This window comes from Lactobacillus sp. HMSC08B12, from assembly GCF_001808415.1.
Classification (GTDB): domain Bacteria; phylum Bacillota; class Bacilli; order Lactobacillales; family Lactobacillaceae; genus Lactobacillus; species Lactobacillus delbrueckii.
Genome location: NZ_KV793122.1, coordinates 1 through 24,971 on the forward strand (window position 1 = coordinate 1; position 24,971 = coordinate 24,971).

Annotated in this window: 21 protein-coding genes and 1 other RNA gene; 6 read left to right on the forward strand and 16 right to left on the reverse strand. The window is 51.0% G+C overall.

Annotated features, from left to right (window positions below):
• The first annotated feature begins 106 nt into the window (after positions 1 to 106).
• Entirely contained in the window at positions 107 to 1,798 is a 1,692-nt protein-coding gene (locus tag HMPREF3168_RS02285; protein ID WP_070488304.1) for an Rqc2 family fibronectin-binding protein, read from the forward strand.
• A gap of 66 nt (positions 1,799 to 1,864) precedes the next feature.
• On the opposite strand, the gene HMPREF3168_RS02290 is transcribed toward HMPREF3168_RS02285, so the two are convergent.
• The 13 genes from HMPREF3168_RS02290 to HMPREF3168_RS02350 all read right to left on the reverse strand — a co-directional run bounded on the left by HMPREF3168_RS02290 (position 1,865) and on the right by HMPREF3168_RS02350 (position 15,378).
• Positions 1,865 to 3,208, reverse strand: coding sequence for a PFL family protein (locus HMPREF3168_RS02290; RefSeq protein WP_002876840.1), 1,344 nt, complete (start codon positions 3,206 to 3,208; stop codon positions 1,865 to 1,867).
• Positions 3,208 to 3,489 carry an ACT domain-containing protein gene (locus HMPREF3168_RS02295; RefSeq protein ID WP_070488306.1) on the reverse strand — a complete coding sequence of 94 codons (282 nt, stop codon included), beginning with the start codon at positions 3,487 to 3,489 and terminating at the stop codon, positions 3,208 to 3,210. Before HMPREF3168_RS02295 ends, HMPREF3168_RS02290 begins: the two co-directional genes overlap by 1 nt.
• A gap of 93 nt (positions 3,490 to 3,582) precedes the next feature.
• Positions 3,583 to 6,774, reverse strand: a complete 3,192-nt coding sequence (locus HMPREF3168_RS02300) for a carbamoyl phosphate synthase large subunit (protein ID WP_070488308.1) — start codon at positions 6,772 to 6,774, stop codon at positions 3,583 to 3,585.
• The gene (locus HMPREF3168_RS02305; RefSeq protein ID WP_070488311.1) at positions 6,774 to 7,829 is read right to left on the reverse strand and encodes a carbamoyl phosphate synthase small subunit; all 1,056 of its coding nucleotides are present in this window, start codon (positions 7,827 to 7,829) and stop codon (positions 6,774 to 6,776) included. Before HMPREF3168_RS02305 ends, HMPREF3168_RS02300 begins: the two co-directional genes overlap by 1 nt.
• 1 nt (position 7,830) lies before the next feature.
• Positions 7,831 to 8,745, reverse strand: a complete 915-nt coding sequence (locus HMPREF3168_RS02310) for an RluA family pseudouridine synthase (RefSeq protein ID WP_016396669.1) — start codon at positions 8,743 to 8,745, stop codon at positions 7,831 to 7,833.
• A gap of 1 nt (position 8,746) precedes the next feature.
• Positions 8,747 to 9,199, reverse strand: coding sequence for a signal peptidase II (gene lspA / locus HMPREF3168_RS02315; RefSeq protein WP_002876847.1), 453 nt, complete (start codon positions 9,197 to 9,199; stop codon positions 8,747 to 8,749).
• An 11-nt stretch (positions 9,200 to 9,210) separates the two neighbouring features.
• Complete coding sequence (locus HMPREF3168_RS02320) at positions 9,211 to 10,890, reverse strand: formate--tetrahydrofolate ligase (RefSeq protein WP_016396670.1); 1,680 nt, start codon at positions 10,888 to 10,890, stop codon at positions 9,211 to 9,213.
• Positions 10,883 to 11,239: a hypothetical protein gene (locus tag HMPREF3168_RS02325; protein WP_016396671.1), complete on the reverse strand. Its 357-nt coding sequence runs from the start codon at positions 11,237 to 11,239 to the stop codon at positions 10,883 to 10,885. The genes HMPREF3168_RS02320 and HMPREF3168_RS02325 overlap by 8 nt, the downstream gene beginning before the upstream one ends.
• 154 nt (positions 11,240 to 11,393) lie before the next feature.
• Entirely contained in the window at positions 11,394 to 12,620 is a 1,227-nt protein-coding gene (locus tag HMPREF3168_RS02330; protein WP_171031045.1) for a metallophosphoesterase, read from the reverse strand.
• Between the two features lie 15 nt (positions 12,621 to 12,635).
• A complete protein-coding gene (locus HMPREF3168_RS02335; RefSeq protein ID WP_070488313.1) occupies positions 12,636 to 13,760 on the reverse strand; it encodes a THUMP domain-containing class I SAM-dependent RNA methyltransferase in 1,125 nt (374 codons plus the stop codon).
• Between the two features lie 127 nt (positions 13,761 to 13,887).
• Positions 13,888 to 14,248, reverse strand: an RNA gene (gene rnpB / locus HMPREF3168_RS02340) — RNase P RNA component class B.
• Between the two features lie 29 nt (positions 14,249 to 14,277).
• On the reverse strand, positions 14,278 to 14,742 hold the full coding sequence (locus tag HMPREF3168_RS02345) for a cell division regulator GpsB (RefSeq protein ID WP_003615059.1): 465 nt from the start codon (positions 14,740 to 14,742) through the stop codon (positions 14,278 to 14,280).
• 75 nt (positions 14,743 to 14,817) lie between these two features.
• Complete coding sequence (locus HMPREF3168_RS02350) at positions 14,818 to 15,378, reverse strand: SLOG family protein (protein ID WP_013439504.1); 561 nt, start codon at positions 15,376 to 15,378, stop codon at positions 14,818 to 14,820.
• A gap of 160 nt (positions 15,379 to 15,538) precedes the next feature.
• Between HMPREF3168_RS02350 and recU the strand changes: the two genes are divergently transcribed.
• The 5 genes from recU to HMPREF3168_RS02375 all read left to right on the forward strand — a co-directional run bounded on the left by recU (position 15,539) and on the right by HMPREF3168_RS02375 (position 22,664).
• The gene (gene recU, locus HMPREF3168_RS02355) at positions 15,539 to 16,171 is read left to right on the forward strand and encodes a Holliday junction resolvase RecU (protein WP_003615052.1); all 633 of its coding nucleotides are present in this window, start codon (positions 15,539 to 15,541) and stop codon (positions 16,169 to 16,171) included.
• Positions 16,158 to 18,470 (forward strand): transglycosylase domain-containing protein, encoded by a 2,313-nt coding sequence (locus HMPREF3168_RS02360; RefSeq protein WP_070488317.1) that lies wholly within the window; start codon positions 16,158 to 16,160, stop codon positions 18,468 to 18,470. The genes recU and HMPREF3168_RS02360 overlap by 14 nt, the downstream gene beginning before the upstream one ends.
• 146 nt (positions 18,471 to 18,616) lie before the next feature.
• On the forward strand, positions 18,617 to 20,545 hold the full coding sequence (locus tag HMPREF3168_RS02365) for an alpha/beta hydrolase family protein (protein WP_070488318.1): 1,929 nt from the start codon (positions 18,617 to 18,619) through the stop codon (positions 20,543 to 20,545).
• A 48-nt stretch (positions 20,546 to 20,593) separates the two neighbouring features.
• Positions 20,594 to 21,595, forward strand: coding sequence for a D-2-hydroxyacid dehydrogenase (locus tag HMPREF3168_RS02370; RefSeq protein WP_003613508.1), 1,002 nt, complete (start codon positions 20,594 to 20,596; stop codon positions 21,593 to 21,595).
• Positions 21,596 to 21,755: 160 nt separating this feature from the next.
• Positions 21,756 to 22,664: an alpha/beta hydrolase gene (locus tag HMPREF3168_RS02375; protein ID WP_070488320.1), complete on the forward strand. Its 909-nt coding sequence runs from the start codon at positions 21,756 to 21,758 to the stop codon at positions 22,662 to 22,664.
• Between the two features lie 34 nt (positions 22,665 to 22,698).
• Here HMPREF3168_RS02375 and HMPREF3168_RS02380 read toward each other — a convergent pair whose 3' ends face one another.
• Genes HMPREF3168_RS02380 through HMPREF3168_RS02390 form a run of 3 tightly spaced genes read right to left on the reverse strand, consistent with a single transcriptional unit; the run spans position 22,699 to position 24,835 of the window.
• Positions 22,699 to 23,502, reverse strand: coding sequence for a Cof-type HAD-IIB family hydrolase (locus HMPREF3168_RS02380; protein ID WP_070488322.1), 804 nt, complete (start codon positions 23,500 to 23,502; stop codon positions 22,699 to 22,701).
• 34 nt (positions 23,503 to 23,536) lie between these two features.
• Positions 23,537 to 24,166: an endonuclease III gene (gene nth, locus HMPREF3168_RS02385; protein WP_003613464.1), complete on the reverse strand. Its 630-nt coding sequence runs from the start codon at positions 24,164 to 24,166 to the stop codon at positions 23,537 to 23,539.
• Between the two features lie 21 nt (positions 24,167 to 24,187).
• Positions 24,188 to 24,835, reverse strand: coding sequence for a DnaD domain-containing protein (locus HMPREF3168_RS02390; RefSeq protein ID WP_070488324.1), 648 nt, complete (start codon positions 24,833 to 24,835; stop codon positions 24,188 to 24,190).
• Positions 24,836 to 24,971 lie beyond the last annotated feature (136 nt).

Sequence of the window (24,971 nt, forward strand, 5' to 3'; positions counted from 1 at the left end):
GACACGAGTTTGCGCACGCTTTTTAATCAAGATATCCGATAAAGCCACCACTTTATGATAAAATAGGTTACTGAACAATTTTCAATTTGCGAATGAGGTGTGCTCAATGGCTTTTGACGGCTTATTTATTCATAGCCTGCTTAATGAATTACAAGATGAGATTACTGCTGGCCGCTTACACAAGATCTACCAGCCTTTTAACAACGACCTGGTCCTGGTCTTCAGGAAGGACCGCAAAAACAAGCAGCTTTTAATTTCTGCTAATCCTGAATATCCCCGCCTCTACCTGAGCAAGGAGTCCTTCTCCAACCCTAACGTGGCTCCTCTCTTCGTCATGGTCCTGCGTAAATACCTGGAAGGGTCAGTCCTCCAGGAAATCAGCCAGGTTGGCCTTAGCCGGATCGTCAACTTCTCCTTCAGCAACCGTAACGAACTCGGTGACGAAATACAGCTGATCCTCTCCGTTGAACTGATGGGCCGGCACAGCAACGTCATCCTCTATGACAAGCAAAGCGGCAAGATCATCGACTTGCTAAAGCGGATCAACCCTGACGAAAACCGGGCCCGCCTCCTCTTGCCTAAAGCCAAGTACGAATTGCCCCCGCTGACTCCCGGCATCAACGGCTTTACTTTAACGGAATCAGAATTTTCTTCTTTGAAAAAAGAATACCCAACCCCAGCTGACCTGGCCAAGCAAATGGACGGTCTAGATGGCGATGACCGGCAAGAACTGACCGGCTACTTGGAAGACGACTACTCCTTCTCTTCTCTGAAGACCTTCTACAACCAGTTCTCCTCCCCTAAGGCCTACGTTCTCGTGACGCCAAAGCACAAGCGGCGGATCTCCCCTTACCTGCCATATCATTTGGAGATGACCAAGGAAAGCTCCTCCACTAACTTAAATGAAGCCTTAGACGAGTTTTACGCCTACCAGGCCAACCGGGACTGGGTCAAGCAGCGGTCCCAGCAGGTGACCCGGGTCGTCACTAATGAGACCAAAAAGCTCCAAAAGAAGCTGAAGAAGCTGGAAAAGCAGCTGGACAGTGCTGAAAACTCCGAAAATCTCAGAGTCTCCGGGGAACTTTTAACCGCCTACTTAAGCCAGGTTAAGCCCGGCATGGAAAAAATCGACCTGCCTAACTACTATGAAGGCAACCAGCCCATGACCATCAAACTTAACCCGGCCCTCTCCCCTCAGCGCAATGCCCAGAAATACTTCAAGCGCTACAAAAAGATGCGGGATTCCATCAAACACGTGACCGAACAGATTGAGATCACGGAAGAAAACCTCCGCTACCTTGATTCCGTTCAAACGGAAATCGACAACGCTGACCCAGAAGACGTCGAAGCCATCAAGGAAGAGCTGATCAACCAAGGTTACCTTAGAGCTGATCAAAAAAAGCGCCGGAAGCCGAAGCTGACCGAAAAGAGCCTAAACAAGTTCAAGCTCAGCTCCGGCAAAACTGTTTTAGTCGGCAAGAACAACCTGCAAAACGACTGGCTGACCCTGAAAAAGGCCGACAAGAACCACTACTGGTTCCACGTCAAGAACATCCCCGGCTCCCACGTTATCTTGACTGACAGCCAGCCAAGTGACAGCGACATCCAGGAAAGCGCGGAGATCGCTGCCTACTTCTCCAAGGCCAAAAATTCCGCCCACGTGCCGGTTGACTATATCCAGGTCAAGCGGATCAAGAAACCTAACGGGGCCAAGCCTGGCTTCGTCGTCTACACCGGGCAGAAGTCCATTGAAGTTACCCCGGAAGCTGACGAGATTTTAGCTAAGCGGATTGACTAAGATGCAAAAAAGAACCGTATTATCCCAAAATGGTAGTACGGTTCTTTTTCTATATATTCTAAAAAATTAGTTCTTAAAGCTGTGCACTGGGGCTGGAATCCGGCCGCCGCGGTTGATCATCGCCGCGCTTGATTCCTTGTGAACAGGCATAATCGGGGCATAGCCGAAGAGGCCGCCAAATTCAATTGAGTCGCCCACGTCCTTGCCCGGTACTGGAATAACCCGGACAGCCGTGGTCTTGTTGTTGATCATCCCGATCGCCGCTTCGTCAGCAATCATGGCACTGATGGTTTCAGCTGGCGTGTCGCCTGGTACGGCAATCATGTCCAGACCAACTGAGCAAACAGCGGTCATGGCTTCCAATTTGTCGACCGTCAAAATCCCCTTTTCAGCTGCCGCGATCATCCCGGCATCTTCTGATTCAGGAATGAAGGCACCAGACAGACCGCCGACATGGCTGCAGGCCATGATGCCGCCCTTCTTGACAGCATCGTTTAACATGGCCAAAGCGGCCGTGGTCCCGTGGGTCCCCACGCTTTCCAGGCCGATTTCTTCCAAAATATTGGCTACCGAGTCGCCTTGGGCAGGAGTTGGCGCCAAAGACAAGTCCACGATCCCAAAGTCGACGCCCAGGCGCTTAGAAGCTTCCTGGCCCACCAATTGGCCCATTCTGGTAACCTTGAAGGCCGTCTGTTTGATGGTCTCAGCAACCACGTCCATAGATTCGCCCTTAACCTTTTCCAGGGCCGTCTTAACCACGCCAGGGCCGGATACGCCGACATTCAAAGCCACATCGCTTTCGCCGACCCCATGGAAGCCCCCGGCCATAAACGGGTTGTCTTCAACCGCATTGCAGAAGATGACCAGGTTGCCGTTGTTCAGCGGGTTGATCTTTTCGTTCTCAATGACGATCTGGCCCATTTCCTTGACGGCATCCATGTTGATCCCGCTTCTGGTTGAGCCGACATTGACGCTGGAGCAGACTCTTTCAGTTTCCTTTAAAGCTTGGGGAATTGACTTGATCAAGACCCGGTCGCCGTTTTGGTAGCCCTTGTGCACCAAAGCTGAGAAGCCACCGATCAGGTCCACGCCGACTGCTTTGGCTGCCTTGTCCAAGGTAACCGCGTACTTAACGTAGTCGCTGTCCCCTGAAGCTGCCGCGATCAAAGAAATCGGGGTTACAGTAATCCGCTTGTTGGCAATCGGAATCCCGTATTCAGTTTCCAGTTCTCTAGCTACCTTGACCAGGTTTTCCGCCTTAGTCGTGATCTTGTCGTAGATCTTCTGGCAGGCCCGGTCACTGTCTGAATCAATACAGTCTAAAAGTGAGATCCCCATGGTCGTCGTCCGCAAGTCCAGGTTCTCGTTGTCGATCATATTGACCGTTTCCATAATCCGCCGCAAGTCCATTATTCCAGACCTCCGCCCAGTTCATGCATGGCCGCGTACATCTTTTCATTCCGGATGTTGATTTCCACGCCCAGTTTCTTGCTCAGTTCCTTCAATTCCGTGCCCAAGGCGGAGAAATCTGCCTCATCGCTGACATCAACGACCATCATCATCGTGAAGTAGCCGTTCATGATCGTCTGGGACAGGTCCAGAATGTTAATGTCTTTTTCAGCTAAAAAGCTGCTTACGCCGGCAATAATTCCGGTCTTGTCTTGGCCGACAGTTGTCAAAATTGCTCTCATTGCTTGCCCTCCTGCTTGCGAAGCTTATATCCTGATCAGGATAAGAAATAAATTTAATTTGGATTAAAAAGTTCTGTTTTAGAATAGCATCTTTTAAATTGGCTGGGTAGTCAAGGCCAGCGATTCCAGAACATCGAGGATCAACTGGACTGTTTCCAGGCTGGAGAAAACCGGAATATGGGTATTCAGGGCCTGGTCCTTGATCTTGATCGAGTCTTCCACTGCCGAGTCCGACAGGTTGACGACATTAACCACCATCACGATCCGGTGGGTCTGGATTCTTTCCAAAAGGTTTCTAGACCCCTCCTGGATCTTGGCGATAACCCCGGTCGTAATCCCCGCCTCAGCCAGAATATTGGCGGTCCCTTCCGTGGCCGTGATCTTGAAGCCCAGGCGGGCAAAGCGCTTGGCCAGGTTGGCTACTTCCTGCTTTTCCTCATCGCTGACTGAGAAGAAAATCGTCCCATAACTTGGTATATGCAGGTCGCTGGCTTCATAGCCCTTGTAAAGGGCCTTGGCCAGGCGGCTGTCTCTGCCCATCACGGCATCAGAGGACTTCATCCTGGAGTCAAAAGTATTGTCTGAACTGTAATTGAGGTAGGAGAAGACTGGCATCTTCACGTGGATGAACTCGTCAACCGGCCAGACCTCGTTCGGGTAGCCTAAATCAGCAATCTTTCTGCCCGCTAAGACCTTAACCGCGTATTCAACCAGGTCCTTGCTCATAGACTTGGACAAGAAGGCCAGATTATGACCGGCATAAGTCTTGATCTGAAGCAGGTAGATTTCCCTGCCCTTGAGCAAAAAGTGCAGGTTGAAGATCCCTCTGATCTTGAAGCTGCGGATCAGCTTGATTGTTTCTACCCGCAGCTTTTCCGCTTGCTCCTTGCTTAAATACTGGGGGCCAAAAACCGCGATGGAGTCTGAGGCGTGGGACCCGGACTGCTCCAAGTGCTCCACGATCCCCGGGATAGTCACGTCTTCCCCATCCGTGATCGCCGTAATCTCATACTTCATCCCCGAGATAAACTGGGAAATCGTATAATCATCAACCTGGTTTTCCCGAAAGTATTTCTCCAGGGCCGGCTGGTCATAGACCACAGCTGACTTTTGCTTGCTCTTTTGGTGATAGCCCCCGACCAAGACCGGATAGCCCACACGGGCCACAAAGGCTAAAACTGCCTGGTAGTCGGTCGTTGCCAAATATGGCACCCGTTTGACCTCAGAAATCTTGGCCGTGTCTAAGTGGCTGATCGGCAAAAGGCGGTCGATCTCGTGCTGGCCAAAAATCTTCAAACCGTGGCTCACCAAAGGCAGGCGCAAGGCGGAAACCTGCTTGCCGGAGAACTGGGTGACCACGTCCGTGATCCCTTCTTCTTCGCAGATGGTGATGATGCTGTCCAGGTTGATCGATTCAAAATAGACCCGGTCAGCCAAGTGGTAGTCCATCGAGGCAGATTCCGCGTTGTTGGACAAAAGGACCGTCTCATATCCCTCTTTCTTCAAGGCCGCCAGGGCATGGTAGAGCATGTAGTCAAATTCACTGGTTACTGACACCTGGAAGGGCGGCATCCCCAGCAAAAGAACCTTTTTCTTCTCCGGATCCTTGGAAAATTCCAGTTCGCTTTCCACCCCGTAGCTCTGGTAGTAGACCTTGACTTTGGGCTGGTAGACCCCGGCGCTGTCATCAATCGCCGAGAATGATGGCCGGACGTCTTTTTCATTCAGCAAAGGAAATATGTCATGGACGTCCATCTTAGTCAATTTGGCCAAAAGGTCGCTGGAGAAGCCCCGGATCTTGGCCTTTAAAAGGAGGTCATGGTCTAATTCACCCGCATGGGCAATGTCCCTGCCAATCTTGACCAGGTAGCGCAGCTTCTGGTAATAGACCGGATGAATATTCAAGACGCTGCTTATGGACTGGTAGTCGATACCCTGGCTAAGGGCAGCCAGCAGCTGGACCATGTGCATTTCGTTAGGGTGGCGAAGGTCTTCCAGGATCACCTCATCGCTCTTGCCCCTTTCCTTGATAAAAGCTGACCACAAGACTTCCAGATCATTGCTAGAAATCAAGGCCTTGAAAAAGGCACTTTCAAAATTCCGCCCGATCCCGACCGCTTCCCCAGTTGACTGGGTGTGCTTGCCCAGCTGGTAGTGGTTGTAGCCGGTCTTGGCAAAGGACCAGTAAGGGATCTTGATGCTGACGGTGTCAGAGACCGGTTCAATGGCCGCACACAGGCCAGTGGCCGGGTCAGTGACTTCATTCAGCCGCAGCCCGATCGCCAGCTTGGCTAAAACATAGCCGATTGAATACAGGCTGGTCTTTTGGTCCAAGACGGCGGTTCTGGTCAAGCGTGGCTTAACGGCCAAGAGCTTGTAGACCATTTCCGTACCCCGGTGGCTGATGGCGAAGTGGACGCTTAAAAAGCCGACCAGCTGCAATTTGTCCGCTATCTTGCCAGCTTCTGCCCGCAGGACTTGAATTTGGTCATTGTTCATGGTCAAAAGCGGCTTAATCAAGACTGAGTCGCCTGAGTCAATCCCGACCGGTTCCAAAGACCCAGTCGCTCCGACAAAACAGAGGTTGCCGTCTTCATCACGGAGCAGGTCCAAGATGACCTCTTCACAATTAGACAAGTCTTCCGTCATCCGGTAGCTGGCCGGGCGGAAGTCCCGGTCCTGGCTCTCCTGGCGCAGGTACTGTGCTAAATCCCGGCTGCTCTTAAAGGAGATGTGGTCATCGCGCTCAAAGTAGTACTTTTTGATCAAAAGAATCGGGAAAGAGAGCTTGTTTTCCAACTGCTCTTGCAGGTGCTCGTCGTATTTTAAACCCAGGCTGTCTAAAAACCAGGTCTGCCCGACTGGCAGATGATTGGCTTCCAAGAAACGGGTCCGCTTTTGCGGGTTGGACATGGAAATGGCCCTCTCATTGATCGTTAACAGCTTGATCCCCATCTGGTGGAGGATTCCGTCAGCCTGCAGCTTCTTGGTCACGTCCAGGGCCATCAAGGAACCAAAAGCCGTCATGATCGCATCAGGTTCTTCCATCCGGAGGATCCGCTTCAAGAAGTCCAAGGTCATCGGTTCCAGGTACACGGTCAAGCCCGGTAAGGGGTCGGTTGAGACGCTGGCTGGATTGGGGTTGACCAGGACCACCTGAATATTCTCTTCTAAGAGGGCCTCGATGGCGCTCTTGGTCAAGAGGTCCGTATTGGCCACATTGCCCACCAGGGCTGAGCCGGCACCAATAATCAAGATTTTGTTTAAATCATTTTCGCGTGGCATTATTTCACCAGTTTCAAAAAGTCGTCAAAAATCACCTGGGCATCTTCCGTCCCCGGGGCTCCTTCCGGGTTGAAGGCCACCGCCAGCAGCTGCAGCTTATCATTGCTGAAGCCGGCTAAAAGCTCATTGTGCAGGTCGAAATACTCTTCATTAAAGGTCATGGCCGTGTCATCCGGCAAAACCAGCTGGCCAATATTCATGGCCGTCTGCCAGATCTGTCCGCTGCTCTGCCCGATCACCGGGAAATTGGTCCCGTTCTGGTACTGGGGTAGGTCAACCAGGCTGAGGTCCAGGTAGGCTGAAATCGCCAAAAAGCCCAGGCCGACCCCCAGGATCGGCAGCTTGCCCAGATATTCATCCAAAATCTGCCGCAAGTATGGCAAAACCTCTTTGGCCTGGCTGGGGCCGTTAGAGATAATAATCCCGTCTGGCCGCAGGGTCTTGATATCGCGGACAGTCGCGTTATATGGCAGAACATTGGCATTGACCTGTCTTAATGATAGTTCCCGCAGCATGGAGTGCTTGAGGCCCAGGTCGATAATGGCAATCGTCTTGCCGACATTAGGAGCAGCATAGGCGTTCTTGGTGGAAACCAAGGAGCTCTTGTTTTTCGGTAAAACCAGGGCTCTGATCTGGTCAAAGGCGTGTTCATCATTGGTATCCATGATCGAGGCCTTTAAAGGACCCAGATTCTGCAGTTTTCTGACCAGGGCCCGGGTATCAACGTTAAAAATTGCCGGCACCTTTTTTTCCTGCAAAAAGTCGCCCAAAGACTGGAAGGTGTCATTGTCGGTAATGTTCAAGGCAATGTCGTTGGCAATAACGCCGCGGACACTGGGCTGGATGCTTTCGTAGTCAACCGCGTTGATCCCGTTGCTGCCGATCATCGGAGTAGTAAAGACGATAATCTTGCCCGCGTTTGACGGATCAGTTAAAACCTCTTGATAGCCGTAATTGCTGGTCTGGATGGCCAATTCGCCCGTGGCGGTGATCATGGCCCCGATGCCGTCACCGGCATAAGAGCTGCCATCTTCAAGAATAAGGTGGCGTTTCATCCTATTTCACCCGCTTCTTTCGCAAGTCTGCAACCGTCTGCTGGAAAATTTCCGGCGGCTGGACGGAGAACTCCAGCCACTCACCTGTTGATGGCTGCTCAAAGCCCAGGGTCTTGGCATGCAGGAACTGGCCATGGCCGGGCAGGGTCTTTCTCGGTCCATACAAGGGGTCGCCTGCTAAAGGGTGGCCGATATAAGCCATATGGACTCGGATCTGGTGGGTCCGGCCGGTTTCCAGCTGGCACTCAACCAAGCTGTAGCCCTGGTATTGCTCCAGGACCTTAAAGTGGGTTACCGCGCTCTTGCCCTTTTCCACCACCGCCATCTGCTTGCGGTCCTTGGGATTGCGGCCGATCGGGGCGTCAATTGTCCCTTCTTCTTCCGCAAAATTGCCATGGACGATGGCCAGGTACTGGCGCTTGTTGGATTTGGCGGCCAGCTGCTTTTCCAGTGATTCCCGGGCAGCCGCGTTTTTCGCCACCATCAAGAGGCCCGAGGTGTCCTTGTCGATCCGGTGAACGATCCCGGGTCTGAAGCCTTCCGGACTGTCGGCCAGATCCCTGGTATGGTAGAGCAAGGCGTTAACCAAAGTGTGGCTGGGGTGGCCGACGGCCGGGTGGACCACCATCCCCTGCGGCTTGTTGACCACGATGATGTCTTCGTCTTCATAGACAATATCCAGTGGAATATTTTCCGCTTCCAGCTTTAATGGCTCTAGCGGCAAAACGGTGACCTGGATCAGGTCACCTTTCTGCACTTTATATGAAACTTTGCTCTTTTTGCCATTGACTAGGACTTCCCCGGCTTGGACCAATTCCTTGATCCGGCTTCTGGACAGGTCAGTCATTTCCCCTGCCAGATACTTGTCCAGCCGCTGGCCGCTTTCTTCCGCGGTCAGTTCATACTCACGGTTCATCCTAGTCCTCCCTTTCAATGAATAACAGATAGCTGAAGATCAGAATCACGCCAACGGTAATGGCAGCATCAGCCAGGTTGAAGATATTGAACTGCACAAAGTCCAGCTGAATCATGTCGATGACATACTTCAAATGCAGGCGGTCAATCAAGTTGCCGATGATCCCGCCCAAAACCAGAACCAGGCCCGACTTGAACATCCAGTGGCTGTACTTCTTATTGAAGTAGTAGTAAAGCACTACGGCAATGGCAACAGAGCTGACTACGTAAAAGAACCACATTTTGCCGGACAAGATATTCCAGGCCGCCCCGTTATTCTGAATATAGGTAAAGGAGAACAGCCCCGGCATCACGTCGTGGACTTCGCCCAAACGGTAATTTGTGACAATATAATACTTCAAAGCTTGATCAGCTGCCGCGATCAAGGCAGCGATCACTAATCCAACTATCTGCATAATCCTCTTTTCTAGAACAAACCGCTGATCTTGCCGGTTTCGTCCACATCAATATCCAAGGCGGCCGGGTGCTTTGGCAGGCCTGGCATGTCCAGAATGTGGCCAGTTGAAACTACCACGAAGCCGGCCCCGTTGCGGAGGCTCAAGCCCTTGACATGCAAAGTAAAGCCGGTAGGAGCTCCCAATTCCTTGACATTGTCAGTAAAGCTGTACTGGGTCTTGGCAATGATGACTGGCAGCTTGTCCTTGCCCATCTTCTTCAATTTTACAAGCTGGTCCTTGGCCTTGTCCGTGTATTCCACGTCAGACGCGTGGTAGATCCGCTTGGCTACCTTTTCAATCTTGGTTTCCAGGTCGTCATCCAGGTCGTAGCTGCGCTTGATTTCGTAGTCGCTCTTGTCGGCCAGTTCAACGATCTTTTCAGCTGCTGCCTTAGCCCCCTTGGAGCCTTCATCATGGGCAGTCACGATTTCGCATGGGAAGCCTTGTTCTTCAATCAATGACTTGAGCAGGTCAAGCTCTGCTTCAGTGTCAGTTGGGAACTTGTTGATAACCACCAAAACTGGAATATTGTATGAACGGACATTGTTCATGTGCCGGTCCAGGTTAGCAAAACCTTCCTTTAATGAGTCCAGGTTTTCTTCCTTCAAATGGTCAGTTGACTTTTCAGCCTGGTACTTCAAGGCCCGGACAGTCGCAACAACAACGGCGGCATCTGGCTTCTTTTCCAGCTTGGTGGAAACGAAGTCCAGGAACTTTTGCCCGCCAAGGTCTGAACCAAAGCCGGCTTCACTTAAAACGTAGTCGCCGAGGTGCAGAGCCAGGTTGGTTGACAGGATTGAGTTGTTGCCGTGGGCAATGTTGGCGAAAGGTCCGCCGTGTACGAAGGCTGGAGTGTGTTCCAAAGTTTGAACCAGGTTTGGCTTCAGGGCCGTTGACAAAAGGGCAGCGATGGCGCCTTGGAAGCCCAGGTCCTTGACAAAGACTGGTTCATCCTCGTAAGTGTAGCCGACCAGAACCTTGCCGATTCTTTCCTTTAAGTCAGCAATGTCCTTGGACAGGCAGAGAATAGCCATGAGTTCGTGACCCACAGTCAACTGGAAGCTGGCCGGGCGTTCAACCCCGTTGAACTTGGATCCTTGGCCAATCGTTACCTTTCGCAAGATCCGGTCGTTAACGTCCAGGCCGCGCTTAATGACGATCTTTTCCGGGTCCAGGCCCAGTTCGTTGCCTTGGTAGATGTAGTTGTCAACCAGGGCTGACAGGTTGTCGATGGCTGAGGTCAAGGCATGCATGTCCCCGGTAAAGTGGAGGTTGATGTCTTCCATTGGAATGACTTGGGCATAGCCGCCGCCGGCAGCCCCGCCCTTCATCCCGAAGACTGGTCCCATGGATGGTTCTCTTAAGGCAATCACCGTCTTCTTGCCTAATTGGTTGTTGATGGCATCCCCGATCCCGATCGTCATCGTGGACTTGCCTTCACCGGCTGGAGTTGGTGAAATTGAAGTCACCAAGATCAGCTTGCCCAGGTGGCCGTTTTCTTCACTACGCTTGATTGCCTGCCAGTTGACCTTGGCCTTGTCGTAGCCGTATGGTTCAAGGTCTTGGCTGGTCAAGCCCAGCTTGGCCGCAACGTCAGTAATAGGCAATTCTTCTGCTGCTTGCGCAATTTCGATATCTGATTTAACCATTTTTGTCACGCTTTCTCTTAAAAACAAGATAATCAGTGCTTTGATGCCTGGAAACCCGCACCCGGTAGACCTCAAAGCCACGCCAACTAGTCACCAATTCTGGTTTTTCCTCTAGGACGAACTCCTTCCGGTAAGGCAAACGCAAGCGCGTCTGACCGTCAAAAGAAATGTAGGACTTTTTCCATGTAAAAACAAGCAGAAGCAGGAAGATGATGCCCGTTATCACAGTCGGCAGGTTGATGAACTGGTTGCCCTCCAGACAGAAGATCACAGTCAGGAAAAGCACCAGCAAGAGCCAGCTGTAATAAATGACGCCAAGGTCTCCTAAAAAGATCAAATGTTTTTTCATGAAAAACTCCTTGTCACTAGATATCTAGATTATAGCAAAAAAGCAGGAAAATACCGAAAAATACGAAAAATGTTTTTAACTATTGTTTTTAATATTCGGTAATCAAGTTATAGTTAGGACTTTAAGCAAAGAAACTTAAAAAATAATCGGCTTTTCACCAGGTCAAATCTAACTTTTGACTTGACTGGGTGCTCTCGTAAAGGGAGCTGATATAACTTTTCATGCTGGGCATGGCTGCCAACAAAGTTCGGTAAGCGCTTGATTCATAAATTGCCGCGATCTCGGCTTCACTCTTATAGCTTTGCCCGGTGAAAAAGTCCCAGTGCATCTTTTTGAGCATTTCCGCGGCTTCCGGCAGGTCCTTTGCTGCTCCCTTGAGCAGGTGCTGGCGCAGAAGCAGGTTATTGCTCCGGTCAAAAACTTCCTTCAGATAAGCATGAAAATCCGCAAAAGGCGGCAGCTTTTTCTCTTCAGCCGTTAAAAAATTGTCAATGTCAAAAGCGTGGCGCCGGTAGCTGAGGGAATTAGCAGTCAGCTCAACTATCCCATAGCCCTGGTCGCTTTCCGCGAAGCAGGATGAAACAACCTCGGGAACCGGAACCCAGCCGGACATGATGTGCTGGGCATGGATATGGCCGGAAAAAGCGCAGCGGACCGGGTACTGACTGAGCAGCTGGACAATTTCACCGGCATTATTCAGCTTAAAGCCGTCATGAACCACTGAATTATGACTGTAGAGGTTATGGTGCATGAAAAAGAGGACGTCTTGTCCCAGTCTTTTGGCCTCAACCAATTCCTGGCTCAGCCACCGCCTTTCCCCATCATCGATGGCCCCGCTGGTCATAGGATGGGTGCAGGAAAACTTACTGCTGTACAGGTTGGAGTCCAGCAAAAGCAGCCGCCAGTGCGGGTTCAAGTTGACTGAATATGATAAAGAGCCTGGCTCCTGGCTTGCGGCTAAGTCATAGCTGGCGGAAAAAATTTCCTTCCAGTCAGCCGGTGAAATTTGCGCAACCCGTCTTTCCTCACTGCCACTAAAACTTCTGGCCCAGCCGTCATAAATGTCATGGTTGCCCGGAATAACCAGCAAGGCAATCCCCGCTTCTTTTAAGGGGGCAAAAATCTCCCCCAGCCTTTCAGCTGACCGCCTGGCTCCATTAAAGGTCAAGTCCCCGGTAATGATCAAGGCTGCCGGCTTGGCCCTGACAACTTTTCTGACAAAAGCCCTGAGAGCCAGGTCCTGGTAGGCAATGTCCTTGCCAGCGCTGGTTTGCCGCATCTTTTTAAACCTGGCGCCAAAGTCATGCAGGTCATCGGCAATTAAGTGGGGATCTGAGATCAGCCAGAAGTCTGGCCGTTCACTATCCGTAATCGTCTTCATCAGCATATCTCTTCTTTACTTGCGCTTGACCCAGAACTGGTAGTAGTCAACCCGGAGGTTACCATTGTAGAGCTTGCGCTTCTTGCTGGCCTTTTGCCCGAAGCACTTTTCAAAATCCGGGTCCGCCGTCAAGTAGTACTGGCTGAAAGAAGTCAGCGGCCGCAAGACTTCCCCCATCTGCCGGTAAAGCTCTTCTGCCCCTTGCTTGTCTTTCAAACGCTTGCCGTATGGCGGGTTGGAAACGATGACCCCGTTTTCCAGATCGGTGGTAAAGTCCTTGACCGCGACCTGCTTAAAGCGGATGTCCTGCAAGACCCCGGCGTTGTGGGCATTCAGCTTGGCTACTTCCAGAATCGACTGGTCGATATCGCTGGCCCAAATTGGCGCTTCAGCTGGCTTAACCTGGCTCTTGGCTTCTTTCAGCAGCTCTTCGTGCAGGCGCGGGTCAAACCAGTCAAAGTCGTCAAAGGCAAACTTCCGCCAAGTGCCCGGGGCAATATTGCGGGCAATCAAGGCTGCTTCAATTGGCAGGGTCCCTGACCCGCACATCGGGTCAATAAATGGATGGGTCCCGTCATATGTCGTCAGCTTGATCAAAGATGCCGCGAAGTTTTCCTTTAAAGGCGCTCCCCCGTGCTCAATCCGGTAGCCCCGCTTGAAAAGACTTTCCCCGGTCGTGTCCAGCGACAGGCGGACAGTGTCCTTGTAAATGTGCACGTCCAGCTGGTAGAGGCTGCCGCTTTCCGGCAGCTTGCCCCGCCGGTGGTATTGGGCCGCCATCTTGTCAACGATGGCTTTTTTCACAATGGACTGCACATCCGGTTCAGAGTGCAGCTTTGAGCGGACACTGCGCCCCTTGACTGGGAAGGTCGCGTCGACTGGCAAAAGCATGGCCCAGTCATAAGCGTAAGTTTCATCATACAAGGTTGAGAAATCTTTAGCCGTAAATTCCTTTAACAGGATCTTGACCCGGTCAGCTGTTCTGAGCCACAAATTGCATCTGACGATGTCTTTCTGGCCGCCTTTAAAAAAGACCCTGCCGTTTTCCGTCGTCGTTTCATAGCCCAAGGACTGCAGTTCCTTGGCCACGACGCTTTCAAAACCCGCCCCCATGGTCGTGTACAATCGGTATTCTTCCATCGCTATCTCCGTTCTTTTCCTTCTGATCCTTATTCTAATTGCTATTCTGATTTTATATTTGCAGGCTTATTCCTAAAAAAAGAAAAAGTTGGGCTTCAAACGAAGTCCAACTCTCTGCCTTGCAAGTTTCTATAAGCCACGTTCTGTTCCACCAACCGCCGGCCGCGGCTGGTTTCAGCAGCCATCTATCTCTACATGATGTAGTCCAACTTTTGGTTCATTTGCCTAAGTTGAGACGCCCCTACCAAATTTCGGGTTACACGCTCGCAGGGTTTACCTCGTTCCACCAAGCCGGTTTCCCGGCTTGCTCCGTCACTGTGGCACTTTCAAGATATTCACGCATGGCTAGGCTTTAGCGCTTTCTCTGCCGTGAGGCCTGGGGCCTCCTCCAGCTTATTGGGCTGAATACGATCACTACGGGCATCGCAGCCCGTGCGTGCGTGGACTTTCCTCAGCCGGCTCAAGGCCGGCCGCGACTGCTCAAAACTTGCAACATTGCTATTATAGCAAACTTTCTTTACTTTTGTAAGTCCTGAATTCCGTAAACTCTTTGTTCCAGATTGTAGACCTTCCGCTCCAAGGTTGAAAGTCTTTGAATTATTGCCATGTTAGTTGAGATTTCGCCGCTAGTGCTGCTGTTATCCAGGCTGAAGTTGGCCCGCTGCCTTTGTGAGCTTGGCACGTAGGTCTTAACGTCTTCTCCCTTGCTTTCAGTAGTTGCTGGTGCCGGGCCGGCTGCCGGAATTTCCTTGACGGCCTGTTCTTCCTGCTTAACCTGCTTCTCAGCGTCGATTACCTGCCCCTGCAGTTCCCCAATCCGGCCGTAAAGGTCTTCAATGATGTCCTGGAAGGTTTCATAGTCGGAAATGATTTGGTCCAGGTAAGAATCAACTTCATCCGGATCATAGCCCTTGACCTTGCTTCTGAACTGCTTCTTCAAAATGTCCTGCGCGGACAACTTAATATCGTTTAAATCTGCCATTAACTCTTGACTCCTTTATACTAAAGTCATTTTATCAAAAAGCGCCCTTATAAAAAAGAAAGAAAGAGTTAAAATTTACCATTCCCTTTGATTTTCTTCATAATCCCTGGCGGCCTGTTCCAGGTCATAATAATCGACCAGGTCCAGCTGGTAGTCATCCCGCTTTTCCAGGTATTTTTCGATCATCTCGTAGTCATACTTGCTCTTGCCCGGGTATTCCGGGTCATAGACCAGAAGGGCCCGGTCGGTGTGCTGGAACATAAACTGCTGGTATTCCCGGAATTGCCGGCCGCCCTGGTAGGGTCCTTTTGAAGTTGCGGACCAGAAGTCAGCTTGATTTTTCAAATTCTGCAGCTTAAGCTGGTTGTTTTCGCTCCAGCGGCTGCCAAAGTCAAGATAAGGCAGCATCACTGCCAGGCGCAGGTTATAGTCCTGCCTTAGTTCCAGGGCCACTTCCGCGCTCCACTGCTCAACGCCCAGGTTAGCGCCAGTGATGACCCAGTCCAATTGCCCTTCTTCCAGCAGGTTGGTCAGGCGCTGCTTGATGGCATACTTGATCACCGTGATTTTTGGATCCTTGTCGCCAAAAGTTCCCAGTTCATAGCCCCGGTAGCCGCTGATCCAAATTCGCTGCATGCAAATTCCTCCCTTAATCTTTTTGCTTTGCCAGTTTCTTAAAAACATTGTAACATTAACCGCAAAAGCAGGAATGATCTAGCTTCAGAGTCAGTTTGCAAATAATCTGATTAGGTTTCTCAAGTTTTTATTGTTATAATGACTTCCAGGAGTGAACTTTATGGTCAAATACCCAACTGGATCTGTCATGCCCCTCAGGGCAGCTCAGCGGCAAGGAGAAAAGGCCCTGCTTAAAAAGGCCAGCTTTTCTGACCGCGGGATGACCCTGGAGCAGCAGATCAATGAATCAAACCAGTACTACCTTGACGCGGGCATCGCGGTCGTTCACAAGAAGCCGACCCCGATTCAGATCGTCAAGGTCGACTACCCAAAAAGATCGCGGGCTGTCATCCGCGAGGCCTACTTTCGTCAGGCCTCAACGACTGACTACAACGGCGTCTATCAAGGCTACTACCTTGATTTTGAAGCCAAGGAGACGCGCAACAAAACTTCTTTTCCTTTAAAGAACTTTCATGAGCACCAGATCCTGCACCTTGAGCAGTGTTTGGATCAGGAGGGGATTTGCTTTGCCCTTATCGGCTTCATGACCCTGGAGCGCTACTTTGTCACCCCGGCATCTTTTTTGATTCAAGCTTGGCAAAACTGGAAGGCTGCCGGCAAGAGTTCCATGACTCTTGCTGAAATCGAAGCTAACTCCTTTGAAATTAAAAGCGGATTCTGGCCAGCCCTGCCCTATTTAGAGGCGGTCGACCGGATCATTGCGGATAGGAAACAAGAACATGGCAACAAATAGTCCAGAGCAAAAGAACACGCGGATGGCCCGCCTGCACGCCAATGACGGCGCCAAGAAGGCCCGGCCCGTTCTGCGGGTAATTAAATGGCTTTTTCTGCTCTTTTTCTTGCTGATCATCTCCGGCGTCGGCGTCTTCGCCTACTACGCCAAAGACGCCCCGAGCATCAGCACCTCCAAGCTGCAAAGCGGCGGCACATCAAGTTTTTACACTACCGACGGCAAATTTTTAATGTCACTGGGTTCACAGACCCGGGTCTATGCTAAAGACTCGGCCATCCCCCAGACTTTGAAAGACGCGGTCGTCTCTATCGAAGACAAGCGCTTCTACTCTGAAAGCCTGGGGATCGACCCCCTCCGGATCGTGTCGTCTTTCTTGACCAACGTCAAGAGCTCCAGCACCGTGGCCGGCGGGTCAACCATCACCCAGCAGCTGGTCAAATTGACCTGCTTCTCAACCGCCAGCTCCCAGCGGACCCTGTCCAGAAAGGCCCAGGAAGCCTGGCTGGCCATGAAGGTGGAAAGAGAATACAGCAAGGACCAGATCCTGGAATTTTACATCAACAAGGTTTACATGAACTATGGGACCTACGGGATGGGGACTGCAGCCAACTACTACTATGGCAAGTCCCTCAAGCAGCTGGACCTGGCCCAGCTGGCCCTTTTGGCCGGGATGCCTAACGCCCCGGTGGCCTACAACCCTTACCTTTACCCAAAGAAGGCTAAGTACCGGCGGGATCTGGTTCTTAAGGCCATGTATGACAACAAGAAGATTACTAAGAAGCAGTACCTGGTAGCCAAGGCTGAAGACGTACAGAAGGGCCTTAAGAAGCACACGACCAGCACTGAATCCAAGCTGCGCAAGGTCGACGACGCCTACATCAAGGAAGCAATTGCTGAAGTGCAGGCTAACGGCTACGACCCATACAATGACAACCTGAAGATCACCATCAACATCAACCAGGCTGCCCAAAACAAACTTTACTCCCTGGCTAACAGCGGCAGCGTTGCTTTTACCAGCAAGAAGATGCAGATTGGGGCCACGGTCATCAACCCGAAGAACGGACATGTTATCGCCATCCTCGGGGGCCGGAAGTTGCCGTCAGTCCAGCTGGGTCTTGACCGGGCAGTCCAGACAGGCCGGTCAACCGGGTCAACGATCAAGCCGGTCTTAGACTACGCTCCGGCAATTCAATACCTCAACTGGGGAACCAGCCACATCCTGCAGGATACCAAGTACACCTACCCGGGCACTAATATCCAGCTTTATGACTGGGACAACACTTACCAGGGGTCAATGAGCATGCGCTATGCCCTGGTTCAGTCCAGAAACGTGCCGGCCGTCAGAACCTTGAATGAAGTCGGGATTTCCCGGGCCTCACTTTTTGCCAGAAAATTAGGTGTTAACGTCAGTGCCAATGCTGGTCTTTCAACAGCTATCGGGGCTGACGCCTCCAGCTTGCAGATGGCGGCTGCTTATGGGGCATTCGCGACGATGGGCGTTTACAGAAAGCCGCAATTCGTCTCCAAGATCGAAACGGCTGACGGGCAGGTCCGCAAGTATAACTCTGCTGGCAAGCGGGTCATTAAGAAGGCAACTGCCTACATGATCACCGACATGCTCAAGGGCGTCTTCACCAGCGGGACCGGGACCACGGCCAAGGTCAGCGGGATCTACGAGGCCGGTAAGACCGGTACGGTTAAGTACTCTGACTCCGACCTGGTTAAATACCCAAGCTACAGCTCAACGCCAAAGGATTCCTGGTTCGTTGGCTACACCAAGCAGTATTCAATCGGAATCTGGACAGGCTATGACAATTTGAAGGACGGGACGATCTCTGGAGTCGGCCAGTACTCAGCCCAGCTGATCTACAAGTACATGATGTCCTACTTGATGGCTGACGAAGACAGCACAGACTGGGAAATGCCAGCAACGGTCGTCAAGAAGCGGATTGTCAAGAATACTGAAGACAAAGTAGCCTCCCCTGGCCAGCCCTACACTTGGGAACTCTTTGTCAAGGGGCATGCGCCGACTGACGCTGACTATGTCTCCTCAAGCAGCGATACTTCTACTGCTTCCAGTTCAGCCGTGACTTCCAGCGTCAAATCAAGCTCAAGTTCCAGCTCCTCGAAGAGCAGCTCGAGTTCCAGTTCAAGCGAGAAGTCCTCATCTTCATCCAGCTCTTCAAGTTCAAGCGCGGCTTCATCAAGCTCGGCAGCTTCTTCCAGCCAGAGCAGCGAGGCGCCGAAGACTGAAGAAAATAAGCGAGACAAAAATAATGATGACAAGCAGGATAACTAAGCTGCTGAATTAATAATTTATCGAAAAAGCCAGAGCAACTGATTTCTTCAAGGCCCTGGCTTTTTTATCTGCTAAAATATATAGCAACAGGATAAAAAACAAGAATATCTGTCAACAAGACTTACAGAAATAGAAAAGAGGAAATCATGGACGCAATTAAAATTGAGGACTTTTTGCACTATGCCAACCTGGGCAAGCTCAAGGCCAAGGGTCAGAACCTTGTCTGGGTCAAGGGCCTGCCAGATGCCAGCAAAAAAGACAAATACCTCTACACATTAGAGACCTTGCAAGACGGGCAAGTCAGTCCCCTTAGCTCCTTTGGCCAGGAAAGAGACTTCGTCTTTCTCGATGAAAACACGGTTTGCTTTGCCGGCAACCGGACCAAGGAAAAGGACAAGACCTTTATCTACCAGCTTTCTTTAAAGGGCGGTGAAGCAAGGGAAATCGCTGCTTTAGAAGGAGAAGATTTCGCGCTTGAAAATGTCTTAGCAGACGGCCGCCTGCTCCTCAGCCGGCGGGTTGACTTGCGCGAAGCTGAGAAAAAGCAGGATCCGGATGAAAAAGACTATGTGGTCTTAGATGAGTTCCCGGCCTACTTCAATGGCGACGGCATTATTTCCAAGTTCCGCGACCGCCTCTTTCTTTTTGACCCCGACAAAAAGGAGTTGACCGAACTCTTAAAAGATGACCCATACTTCAACTTTGACTTCCACTATGTCGATGGCACTGACCTCTACTTCACCGGGGATTCTTACACTCAATCCAAGGCACGCAAGTCCGCCCTCTACAAGCTGGACTTAAACAGCCTGGAATATTCTCAGCTTTTGCCAAAAGAAGAGTGGTCAATTTTTGACATCTGCGTCTTAAAGGGCCAGCTCTACCTGGTGGCCACTGATGAAAAGCGCTATGGCTCGGAAGAAAATCCTCAGTTTTACAAGTATGACCCGGAATTCAAAACCCTTTCTTTGGCCGCGGCTTGGGAAGACTGCTGGGGCAACTGCGTAGACACCGACCTTTGCCTGTTGGACGTGCGGACCAGCCGGGTCTTTGAGGACTGCCTCTACTTCACCACGACTAAGGTCGACCACACGGTATTGGAATGCTTTGACGGCGAAAAAGTTACTCCTGTCTTTGAATTTCCTTCCATCGAATTCTTTGACTTTACCAGTGACGGCACTTGCTGGTTTACTGGTCCAAATGCCAACGAGACCCAGCAACTTTACAGCTACAAGGACGGCCAGCTGACCAAGCACTCTAGCTATAACGAAGATGCCTTAAAGGGCCGCTATGTTGCTTCCGCCGTTCAAGTTGACTATCAAGACTATGCCGGCAATACCCAGCATGGCTGGGTTCTTTACCCGAAAGACTTTGCTGAAAAGCAAAAATATCCGGCCATCCTCGATGTCCACGGCGGGCCAAAGACAGTTTACGGGACCCCCTTTTTCCACGAGATGCAGGTCTGGGCAAGCCAGGGCTACTTTGTCTTCTTTGCCAACATCTACGGCTCTGACGGCCAGGGCAACGACTACGCCAACATGCGGGGGCACTGGGGCCGGGAAGACTACGAGGACTTGCTGAAGTTCACGGACGCTGTTTTGGCAAAAATCCCGCAAATTGACGCCGGCCGTCTGGGCATCACTGGCGGTTCATATGGCGGCTACATGACCAACTGGGTGATCGGCCATACTGACCGCTTCAAGGCTGCCGCCAGCCAGCGGTCCATGTCCAACTGGCTGAGCGATGCCTTTATGTCAGACGTGGGTCCTTGGGATGACCTTTACTCCATTGACGCAAATAACTTGGATGAGAAGCTGGACTATGCCTGGCAGCAGTCTCCTTTGAAATATGCCAAAAACGTGACCACGCCGACCTTGTTCATCCACTCTTTGGAAGACTACAGATGTCCTTTGCCGGAAGGAATGCAGATGTTTCGGGCCCTGCTCTACTACGGGGTGGAAAGCAGAATGTGCCTCTTTAAAGGCGAAAACCACGAGCTCTCCAGAAGCGGGCAGCCAAAACACCGGATCCGCCGCTTAAAAGAAATTACTGCCTGGTTTGACCAGCATTTGCGGTAAAATATAAGAGGCAAGAAAACAAAAGATTATGCAACAAAGGAGTTTTTTATGACTAAAATTGCCATGTATAATGTCAGCCCGATCGAAGTGCCTTACATTGAAGACTGGGCTAAGAAAAACGATGTCGAAATTAAGACGACCGACCAGGCCTTGACCAGCGCGACTGTAGATTTAGCTGAAGGGTGCAGCAGCGTTTCCCTTAAGCCACTTGGCCCGGTTGACGAAGAAGTTGTTTACCAAAAATTGAGCGAATACGGGGTCAAGTGCATCGGCCTCAGAATCGTTGGCTTCAACACCATCAACTTCGACTGGACCAAGAAGTACAACTTGCTGGTCACCAACGTTCCGGTCTACTCCCCGCGGGCGATCGCTGAAATGACGGTTACCCAGGCCATGTACCTCCTGCGCAAGATCGGGGAATTCCGCTACCGGATGGACCATGACCATGACTTTACCTGGCCAAGTAACTTGATCAGCAATGAAATCTACAACTTGACTGTCGGCTTGATCGGGGTCGGTCACATCGGCAGCGCCGTGGCAGAAATCTTCTCAGCCATGGGGGCCAAGGTCATCGCCTATGACGTGGCTTACAACCCGGAATTTGAACCATTTTTGACCTACACCGACTTTGACACGGTCTTGAAAGAAGCTGACATCGTCTCCCTCCACACTCCCCTCTTCCCATCAACGGAAAACATGATCGGGGAAAAGCAGCTGAAGAAAATGAAGAAGTCTGCCTACTTGATCAACTGTGCCCGGGGCGAATTAGTCGACACTGGAGCCTTGATCAAGGCCTTGCAGGATGGCGAAATCGCCGGTGCCGGCCTGGACACTTTGGCTGGGGAATCCAGCTACTTTGGCCACACTGGCCTGACGGACAGCGAAATCCCAGAAGACTACAAGACCCTGGCCAAGATGCCAAACGTTGTCATTACTCCGCACTCAGCCTTCTACACGGAAACTTCCATCCGCAACATGGTGCAGATCTGCTTGACTGACCAATTGACCATCGCCAAGGGCGGCCGGCCAAGAAGCATCGTTAACCTGTAATTTTTACTGAATTGATTAACGCGAAAACACCGGCAGTTTAATTTCTGCCGGTGTTTTTTGGTATATTGCAATTTTCTATTGAAAGCGCTAACTTTTTTTGCTGGAATAATCTTTTTTTCTACCATACAATGGAATTAGCATGTGAAAAGGAGAAAAAATTATGGAAATTAAGAAATGGTCTTATCCGGATTTTCCGGAATACCAAACCGACTTGCCAGACGTAAAATGTATCGACAGTACCGGTGATGAAGTCAGAGTCCTCTACCACCCAAACGTTGAATACGCAGATTATGGCGGACAGAAACTGACCTTGCAGGTCTTGGAGCCATCTACACGGAACCATCCGGATGACTTGACTTACCCGATCTTTGTTTACGTCCAAGGCTCAGCATGGATGAAGCAAAATGTTTACCGCGACCTGCCCCAGATGGCAAAAATCGCCGCTCTTGGCTATGTTGTTGCGGTTGTTGAATACCGGGGCAGCGACGTGGCTTCCTTCCCGAAGCCGATTCTTGATGCCCAAAACGCCGTACGCTTCATGAAGCTGCACGGGCCCGAATACCAGGGCGACCCAAAGCGGGTTATTTTAGCGGGCAATTCTTCTGGCGGTCATACTGCCGTTTACGCCAGCTTTTTCCCGGAAGGTGAAGACAATCTCTACCCAGATGTTAACGCCAAAGTAAGTGGCGTGGTCGACTTTTACGGCTCCGTCTCCGTCATGCGTGAAGACAGCAACCCAACAACTATCAACCACTTGCAGGCTGACAGTCCGGAAGGGATCGAAATGGGCCATGTTGACTTAAGAGAGAATTCTGACCTGCGCCGGAAACTGTCAGTTGAGTGCAATATCAGCAAGGATACCGACATTCCGCCAGTATTGATCATTCACGGCACGAAAGACCGGACGGTCAACACAATCGGCAGCACTGACCTTTATCTGAAATTAAAGGAGTGCGGCAAAGAAGCCTCCTACATCTTGATCAAGGGTGCTGACCACGGCGGCGGAGAATTCACCTCCCCAGCTGTTTTAAAGGAACTGGATGCTTTCATTAAACATGTTTTAGCCTAGTATATAAAAAAGGCCGCCTTCTCCGGCGGTCTTTTTACATTCCCAAAACTTCTTTTTCAATCGTGTCCAGGACGCCATTCTCCGCAGCCGGCAGTTTTGTTACGAACTTGGCTGCTTCCTTGACCTCTTCGCGGGCATTTTTCATCGCGTAGGAATGGCCCGCGAATTTCAGCATTTCAATGTCGTTAAGGCCATCACCAAAAGCCATGATTTCCTCAGGCGAAAGATCATAGCGGCTTGCCAGCCATTTAAGCGAATTACCTTTTGACACTTCGGGCTGCAGAATGTCGATGCTGGCTACTCCCGAGTTAAAAATCTGCAGTTTTTCCGCGCAGACTGCCTTAAGCTTCTCCTCAGTTTCGTCCATGCGGCCAGTGCCTGGCACTATCACGATTTCTGTGAATTTGTCATCAGGCAAAGGCAGGAAGCTAGATACATTCTGATTATGCGAGAAATAAAAATTCATTCTTTCGCGAAAAGCCGGATCAGCCTGTTCCAAGAAATAACAATAGTTGATCCCGCAGAGCATGGTCCGTTGTGCCAGGCCGTTTTCCGCAATTATTTGCATTATTTTTTGAACCATGGACCGGTCAATCTCGTCTGCTTTAATCAGCTGGCCCTTTTCAAAAATCACCGAACCATTCAAGCCGCCAATCGTCATTTCATCCTTCATCGGGAAGAAGTCCGCTACTTGCTGGTACTGGTCTCCCGAAATAGGCAAGACGCGGATGCCTTTTGCGCGCAGCAGGTCAAAATCGCGTGCCCAGCGCTCACGTTCATAAAATCCCTTCCGCGGCATGAAGCTTTCATCCATATCGAAGGCAATCAATTTTATCATGGCTATCTCCTGCAAAATTTTTGCTTTTCTCAGCTTAATCTAAATAACTGTAGGGATCCGGGTTCTTGGCCCGGGCAGGCATCTTGTAGCGGCCAAAGAAGATCATGGCATGGTGGGTATGGATCCACTCATCCTTTGGCAGCAGCTCCTCCAGCCGCTTTTCTACCTGCAAAGGCGTTGCCTTCTCCGGCACGATCTTGAACTTCTTGGCGATCCGGGACACGTGGGTGTCGACCGCGATTGCCGGAACCCCCCAGCCTTCAGCCAAAACGACATTGGCCGTCTTGTTGCCAACCCCGGCTAATTTGACCAGGTCTTCCTTCTTGCCCGGCACCTGGCCGCCATATTCAGCGACCAGGGTCTGGGCCATTTCCTTGAGGTGCTTGGCTTTAGAATGATAGAGGCCCAGGTGGGAAATATCTGCCTCGATCTCCTCCTGGCTGGCCGCCACCATGGCTTCCGGGGTCGGAAAATCCGCGAAGAGCTGGGGGGTCACCTTGTTGACCATCTTGTCTGTCGTCTGCGCGCTGAGCAGGACCGCGCACAAAAGCTGGAAGCGGTTGTCCCAGTTCAGCTCCCCTTTTGCTTCCGGAAACATGGCGTCAATCCGCTTCAAAACATTTCTTGCTTCTTCATCACTCAAGAGCTTTTCGTCTTTTTCCATTAAAATCCTCCCAAAAATTTACTAACGGTTTCTCTCCAGATACTGCTGGACCTCGCTGGCGGTCTTCAAATTCATTCTTTGCCAGTTCAGCAGGATCCGGTCAACATACTTGAAGCTCATCGCCCGGGACAAGACTGCTTCCCGCAGGGCCAACTTGATAATCTCCGGGGCGTAGTGGTCCAAATTCAGCCAGTCTTGGATTTCCTCCCGCTCAATCGGGGTCAGGTAGCGGCCAAATTCAATCTCAAACTCCCGGGCCAGGTCACTCATTGGATCGTTATTCAAGCTGTCTTTAGCTTCTTCTAGCACTTCCCCGTTCATGTCCTTGAGCTGGACATGCTGGTCTAAATACTGGTCCAGCTTGTCATAGAGCTCATCCAGACTGTAGCAGCTGCTGATCTTCCCGCTGGCGTCCTTGGCCTGCCTAAGAGACAGGCAGCCCTTGTCCAGCAGGCTCTGGATCAAGAGGGTGACGTCACTGACGCTGAAGTTGGTATTGGCCGCGATTTTTTCATTGCTGGGGAAGTAATTTCCCCTTTGAAAGAAAGCTTCCAGCTGCAAGACCAGGGCCAGTTCCGCTTCAGTCAAGCCCAGGCGGGCATAGTAGGCAATCAGGCCATTGCTGATGCTGGTCACCCCCAGCTGCCGGTAAAAATTGTAACTTGCCATTTTCTCACGTTCTTTCACAAAAAATAAAAGAGTGAGCTAACTCACTCTTTTATTTTAGCTTTTATTCTTGTTAAAAAACAACTAATGCGCTTATGGCTGCATTCTGTTGATCATTCTTGGGAATGGGACAGCTTCA